The sequence below is a fragment of the Spirosoma panaciterrae DSM 21099 genome, assembly GCF_000374025.1.
Lineage (GTDB): Bacteria > Bacteroidota > Bacteroidia > Cytophagales > Spirosomataceae > Spirosoma > Spirosoma panaciterrae.
In genome coordinates this window covers 23,809-36,332 of record NZ_KB893174.1, presented here as the reverse complement: position 1 = coordinate 36,332, position 12,524 = coordinate 23,809, and the positions used below count along the sequence as shown (strand labels likewise).

General features: G+C 51.4%; 7 protein-coding genes. 1 reads left to right on the top strand and 6 read right to left on the bottom strand.

The genetic code is table 11. The features are described from left to right. Positions 1 to 55 precede the first annotated feature (55 nt). From B153_RS0105855 to B153_RS0105840, 4 genes are read right to left on the bottom strand one after another with little or no spacing between them, the layout of a single operon-like run. Positions 56 to 1,669 (bottom strand): RagB/SusD family nutrient uptake outer membrane protein, encoded by a 1,614-nt coding sequence (locus B153_RS0105855; protein ID WP_026261934.1) that lies wholly within the window; start codon positions 1,667 to 1,669, stop codon positions 56 to 58. Positions 1,670 to 1,721: 52 nt separating this feature from the next. Further along, positions 1,722 to 5,087 (bottom strand): SusC/RagA family TonB-linked outer membrane protein, encoded by a 3,366-nt coding sequence (locus B153_RS0105850; protein ID WP_020595749.1) that lies wholly within the window; start codon positions 5,085 to 5,087, stop codon positions 1,722 to 1,724. Between the two features lie 13 nt (positions 5,088 to 5,100). Continuing rightward, positions 5,101 to 6,153: a FecR family protein gene (locus tag B153_RS0105845; RefSeq protein ID WP_020595748.1), complete on the bottom strand. Its 1,053-nt coding sequence runs from the start codon at positions 6,151 to 6,153 to the stop codon at positions 5,101 to 5,103. 13 nt (positions 6,154 to 6,166) lie between these two features. Continuing rightward, entirely contained in the window at positions 6,167 to 6,904 is a 738-nt protein-coding gene (locus B153_RS0105840) for an RNA polymerase sigma-70 factor (protein WP_020595747.1), read from the bottom strand. A gap of 524 nt (positions 6,905 to 7,428) precedes the next feature. Between B153_RS0105840 and idi the strand changes: the two genes are divergently transcribed. Then, entirely contained in the window at positions 7,429 to 7,977 is a 549-nt protein-coding gene (gene idi, locus B153_RS0105835) for an isopentenyl-diphosphate Delta-isomerase (RefSeq protein WP_020595746.1), read from the top strand. Positions 7,978 to 8,095: 118 nt separating this feature from the next. Here idi and B153_RS0105830 read toward each other — a convergent pair whose 3' ends face one another. Both B153_RS0105830 and B153_RS0105825 read right to left on the bottom strand, forming a co-directional pair. Next, entirely contained in the window at positions 8,096 to 9,397 is a 1,302-nt protein-coding gene (locus B153_RS0105830; RefSeq protein WP_020595745.1) for an amidohydrolase family protein, read from the bottom strand. Between the two features lie 7 nt (positions 9,398 to 9,404). Continuing rightward, positions 9,405 to 12,509 (bottom strand): amidohydrolase family protein, encoded by a 3,105-nt coding sequence (locus B153_RS0105825; RefSeq protein WP_020595744.1) that lies wholly within the window; start codon positions 12,507 to 12,509, stop codon positions 9,405 to 9,407. Between the last annotated feature and the right edge of the window lie 15 nt (positions 12,510 to 12,524).

Below are 12,524 nucleotides of genomic sequence, written 5' to 3'. Positions count from 1 at the left end.
ATCTTAATCTATCATAACGATCATAAAAATCTGCGTTCTATTTACGTAAAGAAATCTATTTATAAGCGGGATTTTGTTCCAGTTTGGGGTTAGAGTTGATTGCAATCTGCGGAAGTGGAAAAACTGCCCGATGCGCCCCATTCGGCTTGTGCGACAGCCAGCTTTTGGTGGTATAAATGCCGAAACGAATCATATCGCGACGCCGGAAGCCTTCCCAGGCAAATTCCCATCCCAGTTCATCGAGCATACGCCCGTATTTAACGGCAGCCTGATCGCCAGCATCAACCACTTTGTAGTTCTCGACGTAGCCGTATTGGTAGCTGCTGTTTTTCTCCAGATCGGCACCCGAAACGGTGGCTTTGGCTGGAGCCGATACGAACGCGCGGGTACGAATCTGGCTGACAATCGCAGCGGCATCGGCAGCTTTGCCCGTCCGAAGCAGGCACTCCGCCTGCATCATCAACACCTGCGAATACCGGAAGAATGGGAAGTCGGTGCTGAGGCTGGCCAGTGCGCCATTTTTTACCTCAAATTTGTTCATGCGATATCCTTCAGCTTCGCCTGTATACAGCCCGTCAGGAATTTCCTTGGTCAATATAATGTCTTTACCTGCCTGATCGTAAGAGCCTTTCAGGGTCGTTACGCCATCGGCAGCAAACTGCGGGCCCATCATCCAGGTAGCGGCCAGTCGTCCGTCGGCGGGGTCGTAGGTATTGATAAATTGCGGAATGCCTTTGGCCGAACCAGCGCCCCAGGGCGTATCGAGCATATTGAACTTGTTTTTCAGTGAGGCATGCCACGAGAACATCTCTACGTTGAAGCCACCCGCCAGGTTTTCATCGAATGGAATGGCAAAAACGATTTCCGGTGAGTTCTGATTGCTGGTAACAAACGGGGCTTTGAGCGACGATTCGAGCTGATACTTTCCGGAGGCAATGATTTCCTGGCATTGGGTCAGGCATTCCTGCCATTTGGCTTCACCCGTGTATACTTCGGCGTTCAGATACACGTTGGCCAGCAGGGTTTTGGCCGCCCATTTGTTGAAACGGCCGTAGGTCAACTGGCTACGCTCTTCGCTCAGATTCGGGATGGCCTCAGTCAGTTCTTTTACGATGAACAGGTAAATGTCTTTACGGGCCGTTTTGCCTTTCAACTCGTCGGAGCGGTCGGCAATGAGGGGTACATCACCAAAATTATCGCACAGGAGCCAATAGAAGAAGGCTCGGGCTACCCGCACTTCCGACACAAGCCCTTCTTTGGTAACGCCCGTTGGTATCGTGATTTTGTTGCTGTTGAGCTGGTCAATGATCCGATTCGCGTTAATAACCCCGGCAAAAAAACTATTCCACATGCTGCTCATCTGCGGATTTTCGGAGTTCCAGGTATGCAGGTGCATGCGCTTGTAAATACCGCCATCGTCCCAGCCCGACGCGTTGGCGGGCATCACAATGCCATCGGCAGTCGACTCCTGCGCCATGTAGTAATTTGTGTGCGAAATAAGCCCACGCATGTTGGCATAAACAATGCTGATGGCTTTGTAGGCATCGGTATAGGCATACGATTCCTCCGTTACTTCAGAATAGATTTTTTCTTCGAGATCATTATTACAGGCGCTCATGGTAAGCCCCAGAAGTGTAATCGTGAAGAGGTATGATTTAAGGGATGTCATAAGTTCGGATGTTAGGAAATACGTGGAAATAGGTCGTATTCTGGTTTGTTCGTTAGAACGTGAACATGGCTCCTGCGGTGTAACTGGTTGTAGCCGGATAGCGGTTTTTATCGTCGATGCCCGGAGCCAGTCCGCCAATGCTTACCTCGGGGTCAATCCCTTTATAGCCAGTGAGGGTATATAAATTGGCCGTCGACAGATAAACTCGTCCGCGCTTTATGTACTTGCTTTTCAGATTCAGCTTATAGCCCAGCGTTACGTTGTCGATTTTCCAGTAATTACCATTTTCGAGGTAATAACTCACGTAGTTCAGGGACTGATCGTCGGCCAGTGGGCGTTTGCCGTAAATTGGGTCGTAGGCATTGGTACGCAGGTTGCCACGGGTCAGCATAACGGGTGCACTCCAGAACATTTCGGTCATGTTCAGAATCTGGAAGCCAAACGCGCCCCGCATCGTTACGTTCAGATCGAAGTTTTTATACGTAAGGGTGTTATTCCAGTTCAGATACCGCTTCGGCAGGCCGTTGCCAATAATCTGTTTGTCGTCGGCCTGCTGCTGCGCAATGGGTTTGGGCTTACCGTCTTTACCTTCGATAATCCAGCGCCCTGCTTCGTCGATGTCGATGGTTTTGAAGCCCCAGAAATTACCAATGGGTTGTCCAACCTGCACGCGGTGCGTAGTCTGCTGAATCGGTTCGCCGGTATTGCCCGTGTCGAAGTAGCCGCTGGCGAGTGCAAATCGGTCATTCGATAACGAAAGGATTTTGTTGGCGTTGGTCGAGAAATTGACTGACGTTGACCATTGGAACGACGGTTTCTGGATCGGAACGATATTCACCTGAACCTCCAGACCTTTGTTCTGCATCGAAGCGGCATTGGCCGTGATGGTGTTGTAGAGGTAAGGGGGGGTAGGAACCGGAAAATTAGCAATCAGATCGCGGGTGGTGCGTTGGTAGAGGTCTATCGAACCCGAAATCCGGTCGTTCAGAAACCCATAGTCGACCCCCAGGTTAATTTCTTCTTTACGTTCCCAGCGCAGGTCCGGGTTGGCGTTGTTCGATGGGTTGATCGCCTGAATCCATTGCCCGTTTACCAGCACATAGGTGTTGAAATTGATTTTGTTTGGCGACAGATACGAGCTGCCGGGTTCGGTGCCGGTTACGCCATAACCCGCCCGTAGTTTGAGGTTCGATAGGGCTCTGATGTTTTGCAGAAACGATTCGCGCTGCAAATTCCAGCCCACCGAAAAGGCCGGAAAGCTACCCCACTTGTGATTGGCTCCAAATCGTGACGATCCCTCGTGCCGAATACTGGCCATGAGCAGGTATTTGTTCATGAAGCTGTAGTTGACCCGAAAGAAATAACTGATCAGTTTATTCTCTTCCTGAAACGAGCTTTCAGGGGCCTGACCCCGTTTGAGAGCCAGTCCGGCTCCGATGTTGTTATACGAGAAATTGTCGGTCGGGAAATCCCAGTTCTGCATCCAGTACTCTTCGGCATTGTACCGGCGCCAGGTATGTCCAGCCAGCAAAGTGATATTGTGGTCTTTCAGGGTCTTGTTGTAATTGGCGGTCAACTCAAACAAATCGTCCTGTGTGCGGGTGGTACCGCGCGAGGCAAATCCGTTACGGCCGCTCCGGGCCGTTGAGTAATGGCGTTTGGTTTCGTAATACCCACGAGTGCTATTGAACATATCGCGGGCAAACAGCGCTTTGATTTCCAGTCCGTCAATTGGGGCCAGCGAAATGGTGCCATAGGTTCGGAAGTTGTTGTTCCGGTTTTCGCCCCGCGACTCTTCGATGAGGGCCAGCGGGTTCATGTAATCGGTTTTGTCGGTCCGTTCGGTCCAGTTCCCATTGGCGTCTTTTATGGCTTCTGTGGGGTTAAAGGTCAGGGCATTCCGGTAAACAAAGCCTGAATACGTCCCCCCGTCGATCGAAAAATACTTCTGCTGATAGCCACTCAGGTTCGCGTTGATTTTCAGAATGCCGTTGAACATACTGTGGTTGACCTCAAGCCGTGGAAACAGGGTCATGTTGTCTGACTTCTTCATGATCCCGTTCAGGCCCCGATACTCCAGACTCATAATGTAGTTGGTGGTTCGGGAACCGCCCCGCAAACTGATGTTATGCACCTGCGAGAGGGGTTTTTGCGTGACCTGATCGAGCCAGTTGGTATTGTTACCGTAGTCGATAGCCCCCGGTTTTTTCTGCGCCACCAACTGCCGATACTGGTCGGCATTCATAAAATCTAGCTGGCGGGTCATACGCTGAGTAGTTACGTACGAATTGATTTCGATGGATGGGGGTGTTTCGCCTTTCACTTTTCGGGTCGTGATCAGAATAACCCCGTTGGTACCACGGGTTCCGTAGATTGCGGCCGCCGATCCGTCCTTCAATACGTCGATAGATTCAATATCTTCAGGGGCCACGGTATTCAACGTGCCCGGTACGCCATCGATCAGAATCAGCGGGGCCGAACTGGCGTTGATGGTTGCGTTGCCACGCAGCGAGATCTGGGCCGTTGAGGTGGGGTTACCGTCGGGTGTGATTACGCTTAGTCCCGCCACTTTACCACGGATCAACTGGGCGGCATCCTGGACGGGGCCTTTTACGAAATCTTCGGCTTTGACGCTGGCAATGGCACTCGTAATCTGTTCGCGCTTTTGGGTGCCATACCCCACAACGACCACTTCGTTCAGCGTTTTCTGATCGGGCAGCAACTGCATATCGATTGATGATCGGTTGCCAACGATCACTTCTTTATTCTGGTAGCCAACAAAGGAAAATACCAGCGTAGTATTTCCGTCCGGGACATTGAGCCGATAACGCCCGTCGGCGTCGGTGGTTGTGCCGCGTGTTGTACTTTTGATGACCACACTTACACCGGGTAGCACCTCGCCCGACTCGCCTGTAACCACCCCGCTTATAGTGCGGTCTGCCACCTGCGCTGTGCCGGGCATCTGTGCGGGTAGCGATTGTACGAAATTGATGGTGGAGGGTTGGGTTGGCAGGGTTGAACTCAGCGTTTCCACAGGGTCTTTCTCATTCAGTTTCGACTCGGTGCGAATGGTCAGGATTACATACGTAGCCTTATTGACTTTCTTAAAACGAAGCCCAACGGGTTGCAGCAGATTCGACAGGTTGCGCTCCAGCGATTTGCCCGACTGAATCTGGCCAGATGATACCGAGATTCCTTCCAGTATTTTTTCTTCGAAAAGAAGATCGATGTTAAACTGTTTTTTTACCTGCATCAGGGCATCCCGTAGCGTAAGCATACCTGGAGCTGAATACGAACCGGGCTTTTCGGCGTTTTTGATGCGATTTTGTGCTAATAGCTGGGCTTTTAGGGGCGGAATATTCAATAGATACCCCGTTATTCCCGCTATGGTTACGAGAATTCGTATGAATTGGGTCATAAGAAAAAGGAAGTTAAGGGATTGACTTGGATATGGGGGTTAACACATAGGTTGGGACCGAATCCCGGTCCACAGTTTGATCGGGCTTTTTGGTTTGGGAAATCTGTACATTCAAAATATCGGCCAGTATCTGTAGCACACTCATCGGCGAATCGGCCTGAAACGTACCGCCTATCGTTCGTCGGGATAAGGCCGGGTCAGAAACCACTACGTTCACGCCAAAGTACTCGCTGATCTGGTAGGCTATTTCGGCTACCGATGTGTTTTCGAACATAAACCGGCGATGCTTCCAGGCCTGATGGGTAGGTAGTTGCTGCTGATGACGTAGCGAAAAATGGCCCTCCTGACTCAGCGTAGCAATATCGCCGGGCAACATAATGACGGGCTTCGCGGTCAGGTCTTTTAGCTGACGTAGCTGCACTTTCCCCTGACTCAGAACCACTTTCGAGCCCCGTTCCCGGCTGTAAACAATAAACTCAGTACCCAGCACCTGCACTTCGAGCTGGTCGGGTGTACGAACGATGAACCGCTGATGATCAGGCATATGCTGGATGGCAAATTCGGCTTCGCCCGTTAACTGAACTTCGCGTTGTCCGCTACCGAATCCGAAACGAGGCACTGTCAGAACCGAATGCGCATTCAGGCTCACGCGGCTATTGTCGGGTAGGCGAATGGTTCTGACCTCACCGTACCCCGTTTCGTAGCGTTTGTAATACCATTCGTTACGTAGCAGATAGGCCCCCGCCACCAGCACAACGCAGGCGGCAGCGACCCATTGAACAAACTGAAACCGGCTACTAAACGAGCGGACAACAGGTTCGGCAAGTGAAGGCGTATGGTCGATCGGCGGTTCGCTTCCCTGCACAAGATGGAGCGAACGAGCGTAGGCCAGTTCTACGTTGGGCGTAAACTGTGGATTGTTGCGCTCCCACTCTTCGAGCCATTGGAAATAAAGCTCCTGGCTGTCGGGGTCAGCAAGCCACTCCTGAATCAGCGTGTTCTGCATTGGGGTGGTTTTGCCTTCAAAAAAATTCCAGATGATTTGTTGGGATAGTGTCGGTTTCATAGGTCGAGCAGGGTTAAAAGTTAAGGAAGAGGGCGCCCAGCGGGATGCCACCCACCTGTTTTAGTACCTGTTCAAACGACCAGTTACCGAATCCGAACAACAGCGTTATCAGGCCGTAATCCTGAAGCGATTTTCGTAAAATGGCCAATACTTTGGTCATATGGCCCTCAACGGTTTTGACCGACATCTGCAACTCGTCGGCAATGGCTGCATTTCGCTTGCCTTCGAACCAGCTCATCATGAATACTTTCTGACTCTGCGGAGGTAGGGCCCGAACAATTTTTTCGATGTTGAGATAAAGTTCATTGAATTGCAACTCCTGCTGGGGTGTCGTGGGGGTCGATTCGGTTATGATGTCCGACAAATCAGCTAGTGGGACCTCACGGCCAAGCTCTTTACGCAGATGGGCAAAAGCCGCATGACGGACTGAGGTGAACAAATAAGCCCGATACGACGTAGTGACTACCTTGTGTAGTTGCTTTTGCCAGAACTGACTGAATAGCTCGATCACTAAATCCTCGGCCAGATCGCGGGAGTACACAAACCGAATGGCGTGGTTGCATAGGGGCTGATAATACCGCTTGAAGAGCAGCTCGTAGCCTTTCCGTGGGTCCTGCTCAAACATCTGTCGGATGAATCGTTCCGAATCGATATAAACAGGCACCGACGCATCCGACTCTGAGGCATCGGATGACGTCCAGCCGGGCTGTTCGGGCAAATTGGTACGTTCGCTAAAAGGCTGGCGATTCATGCAGAAGTCGATCAGAGGGGTTTATCTATAAGAGTATTTTAGGCCGGGGTAACCCTTGGTTTAAGTGCGATTATTTTTTAAAATTTCTACGAATTATACTAAATAACGTCAACCACGAACTTGTTTTTATGTTGCCAGCACCTAATTTGGGCCACCAGCCAGCCCGGCGAAAACGTAGACAGGTGATGGACAGGATAGTCCGAGCGGCCTTTGGTATCTATAGTTATCCAGAAAAAAATGGATGGTCCTCCATGATGTAAGCAGATCAGATTGAATGAAACCACCTTTATCCAATAATAAGCGAATACTCAGGCCTTTCTAAAAGGGTTCTGATTCACAAAGCGCTAGAAACGGGTTGGATGATACGAATCAGGCACTTAAATTAGGCAACAATCCTGCCCGCCTGATGACGTTCCTGACATCAATCATTTTCGACGAGTCAAACGCTTGAAACCCGTTTTCTACGTTATGGATGCGTAGACTCGGTACCATTCACGTTTTCTTAAAACAATATTCTTTAACAAATGGACTATACAACCAAATCGAAACAAGTAAATATGGTTCTAGTCGTTGACAAGCACGATCAGGTACTGAATACCGCCGAAAAATGGCAGGCTCATGCAGAAGGATGGCTTCATCGCGCTTTCTCAGTCCAGATTTTTAATCAGCAGGGCGATTTTCTATTACAGCAACGGGCACTTGAAAAATACCATTCGGGAGGTTTATGGTCTAATAGCTGCTGTGGCCACCCGTTGCAGCCCTCCGATACCCTTGGGGATGCCACACGGCGGCTGGAGGAAGAAATGGGGTTTCAAACCACCCTGCAACCCGTTTTTACGTTCCACTACCAGGCGGATGTGGGAGGTGGCCTGATCGAAAATGAGATCGACCATGTATTCACCGGGCTATATGATGGCCCAATTCCCTTTAATCCGCAGGAAGTAGCGGCTTATCGCTGGGTTAGTTCGGCCGAACTGGCCGAAGAAATAGCCCACCACCCTTCCAACTTTACCGTCTGGTTTCGAATCTTATTCGAACAGTTGATGAATTACCAACCGTCTCCGGCGAATTAAGCGCCCCACAACTCATCAGGTCCCATCGGTGCCGTTCTCCAGGGCAACAAAAAATGGGGTAGGTTTAAAAACCTACCCCACCGTACCCTATCGTCTGATGCGGAATCTCCTCCGCAAATCACTTCTGCTCGTATTTATCCTTATAGGTTCGGTATAGGCGCTTATGGCGATCATCCAGATCTACTTTCCGCCCCTGAATAAATACCTTTTCGATTACGTTGGTCCGCATATCGAGGGCATCCCCAGCCGATACAAAAAGTGTCGCCTGTTTGCCCTTTTCCAGCGTACCGACCAGGTTATCGATTCCCAGAATTTTAGCCGTATTTGACGTAACCAGTTTGAGCGCTTCTTCGCGGTCAGCCACCCCAAAACCCGAGGCTGTTCCAGCCTGGAAGGGCAAATTACGGGTGCGCCACCACTCATCTGCATAGCTTAGCCCAACCAGAATACCCGCCTTTTGCAGAAGGCCCGGCAGCCGATACGGCAAATCCACATCTTCGTCCTCCCGAGCAGGTAACCGATGCATTTCGCTGAGGATAACCGGCACATTGTTCTCTTTCAGGAAGGTGATAGCCCGATGGGCATCTTCGCCACCTACAATCACTACTTTCTGCACGCCAGCTCCTTTGGCAAAGCGCACCGACTCGATGATGTCTTTGCCATTATTGGCCCGGATGTACAGATTCTGTTTTCCAGAAAACAACCCCTTCATCGCTTCCAGTTTCAAATTCATCGGGGTCGGATTGGTCAGGGCCGCATACGCACGTGCATCGGCAAAAGTGGCCTGCAGAGCAGCAATAGCCGCTTCCCGGCGCTCGTTTTTTCGAACAATGGTCGAAAAGTCTTCCAGATTGAAATCACGCGAAAAATAAGCGGGCCAGTTCAGCCAGAGCCCATCGTCTTTTTTCAGAACAGCATCCTCCCAGTTCCAGCCATCCGACATCATGACGCTTGAACTCCCCGAAATCGTCCCTCCCTGCGGGGTAGCCTGCGAAAACAGAACCCCATTATTTCGAATGGTCGGAATAATTTCCGAATCCGTATTGTACGCGATCAAGGCGCGGATGTGTGGATTCAGATTGCCGACCTCCTGCTTATCGACGGTAGCCCGAACGGCTCCGGTTTCCTGCAAGCCAACCGTGGAAACGGGTGAAATAAAGCCGGGATACACGTGCTTACCCGATACATCGATAACCTCTACGTCATTCAGATTCAGCCGAACGGTTGTTCCATCGACCACGTTGGTAATGACGCCCTTATCGAACAGGACTACACCATTAGGAATCACCTGGCCATTACCAATGTGTACAACCCCACCCATCAAAGCAATGGCTTTCGTCTGGGGTTTGGCCGGAGCCGGATTCTGACCAAAGCTCGTAAGCGCAGCCAGTGAAAATAGTATTGACAGTGTTTTTTTCATCGTTCGATTATTTACTCTCTGCTTTTTCTTCTTCCCCTTCGGCCATCACCCCTTCAATGTCTTCACAATGCCACATACGTGCCCGACGGAACGTTGGACGGACCGTCGACGCGCCACTCGCTTTCGCTGCCAGCATTTTCTGGATGATCCGCGAACGTTCTGCATGCAAGGCATCGCGTTTGGCGTCTTCATCTTTAAGGCTGAAGTACGTAGCGCCTTCGATCATGGTGATTTCGGGACGGGCATAAATGGAAAGCGGGTGCGCATTCCACAATACCAGGTCGGCATCTTTACCAGGCCGGATACTACCCAGGCGGGTATCCAGGTGCAGGAGTTTCGCGGGGTTAAGGGTTACCATTTTCCAGGCATCTTCTTCACTTACGCCACCATACTCAACCGTTTTAGCCGCTTCCTGATTCAATCGGCGGGCCATTTCGGCGTCGTCGGAGTTGATGGACACAACCACCCCCTGACGGTGCATCAGCGCAGCATTGTACGGAATGGCATCGTGTACTTCCATTTTATAGGCCCACCAGTCGGCAAACGACGAGCCCCCGACACCGTGTTTCGCCATTTTATCGGCCAGCTTATAGCCTTCCAGAATGTGCGTGAACGTGTTGACTTTAAAGCCCAGCGAATCCGCTACTTTGAGCAGCATATTGATTTCCGACTGCACGTAGGAGTGGCAGGTAATAAACCGTTTGGCAGCCAGAATTTCAGCCAGGGCATCGAGTTCAATATCCCGACGGGGAGGCATTGCCGTTGCTTTTTCTTTGGCAGATAGTTTATTGTAAACCTCCCAGCCTTTCGCGTATTCTTTCGCGCGGGTGAAATGATCCATGTACACCTGCTCAACGCCCATCCGCGATTGGGGGAATCGGGTCAGTACGTTCGGGTTCGGGTAGTTGGACTGCTTCACGTTTTCACCGAGTGCAAACTTGATAAAGCCATCTGCCCCTTTGATCAGCATACCCTCGGGCGATTCACCCCATTTCAGTTTCACCAGGGCTGATTGCCCTCCGATGGAGTTGGCCGAACCATGAAGCAGTTGAGACGCGGTTACCCCACCGGCCAGTTGCCGATAGATATTAATGTCTTCGGGATTGATGACATCCGACATCCGTACTTCGGCTGAACTTGACTGCCCGCCTTCGTTGATGGACAACAGCGCGATGTGTGAGTGTTCGTCGATAATGCCGTTGGTCAGGTGCTTACCCGTTCCATCCACTTCCTTTACACCCGCCGGAGCCGTTAGCCCCTTCCCTACTTTCGAAATTTTCCCATCCGTAACCAGCACATCGGCACCGCTCAAGACACCATCCTTTTCGTTCGTCCAGACGGTGGCGTTCCGGATGAGTACAGATTCAGCTTTGGGCTTCTGTGCATTACCCATACCGACAAACGGATAAAGCAATGTGGCCGTGCTACTGGCAGGCGTTGTAGCCGTAGTCGACGCCATGGCCGATGTACTGCTAGTGGCCGTAGTTGAGGTGGCCGTGGTCGAAGCCGGGGCATCTCCCGTCCGAACGGCCGACCATTGAACGATTTGTCCATTCGGCATTTCCCCATCACCTTTGAACTCCGTAGGAGACGTCCGGTAACCGGTCAGGCGAGTCGTTCCCGGCTGCCGACGGTTCAGTTGAACCTGCATCGAAATCAACTCCCCACTTGCCGCTACTTTAGGGGTAATCCGGGCCGTATCAGCAACGATCTGGTAGTCCAGTTTATCCGGTGTTTTTCCGGTAATGTTCAGTTTCAGGTTGCTCCGATCGCCGATTGTCAGTGCCCAGCTACCCCGCAGATCAACCGGAGCTTTGGTCGTTACGATGTACTGTTTGCCCTGTGTCCAGCTTTCATAGATCACGTTATCAGCACTGAACAGATTGCCGGATGTGATAATAAAATTAGCCACCCGTCCTTTCTGCAAGGAACCGAGCATATCTTCAGCGTGGATCAGTTTGGCTGGAATGGTGGTCAGCGCTTCGAGGGCTTTTTGCTCTGGCAGGCCATTTTCAATGGCTTTTCGCAAATTCGGCCAGAAATCAGTCTTGTTGCGTAAGCCGGCGGTCGTGAAGGCAAACGGAATATTGGCAGCGGCCAATCGGCCCGCATTTGAAGGGGCCATTTCCCAATGTTTAAGCTCGGCCAGCGACACATTATCGGCATCCCAGGGGTCTTCGACATCATACGGTTGTGGAAAGTTCAGGGGCACAATCAGCGAAGCCCCCGTTTTCCTGACCTCATCGATCATCTGGTATTCATCGCCCGTACTACGCACAATATACTGAACCCCAAACTCATCCCCGATCTTATCGGCCCGCATGATACCCAGTTTGTCATTGGCCTCAAAAATGGTTGGCAGGCTGCGAATCCGGTTCAGAGCGTCGAGCGACATATTAGCCTGTTCTTTGCTGCCTGCCCGCTTATACCAGTCGGCATCATACATAGCCTGCCGCAGCAAAGCTACCACCCCCATCATGGAGTTGGGATATTGCTGGGTAGACGTTCCTTTGCTGAACGAAAAATGGGCGGTTGCATTCGGTTTCAATACCAGTGTATTTTCCCGATCATCGGCCAGCGTTACCAGTGCACCCGTACCCCGGGCAATCCCATCGTGTGGGTGAACGAGCACAGCCCCAAAGCCCAGTTTACGTAACTCGTCGGCCTTGGCCGCATTCGCTTTAAAGATGATGCCAGCCTCATTTTCAGGCTGAATGGCCTGGTTCCAGTAATACGGTCCTTTCTTGTTCGATTCGTACTGCGGAGCGCCAGCTCCACGGCCACCGCCACCCGGTCCACGCGTAACCTCAGGCATACCATAGTCTGAGTCGATGTCGATCAGGGCTGGGTAAATACGTTTGCCTTTGAGGTCAGCAATGACCGTTCCGGCCGGAACGGAAACGTTGGTTCCAACGGCTTCGATACGCCCGTTACGGATGAGCAGTGTCGCGTTTTGAAGTGTAGTTTGCGGGTCTACAACGATGGTGGCGTTGGTGAAGGCGTACAGCCCTGGTCGCTCGTCGTAAACACCATTTTGGGGGAAGGTTGTCTGAGCCAAAGACCCATAGGCCAGACTGACTGTAAGCAGTCCTGTCAGGAAATGTTTTATCATGAAAGACTAGTTGTT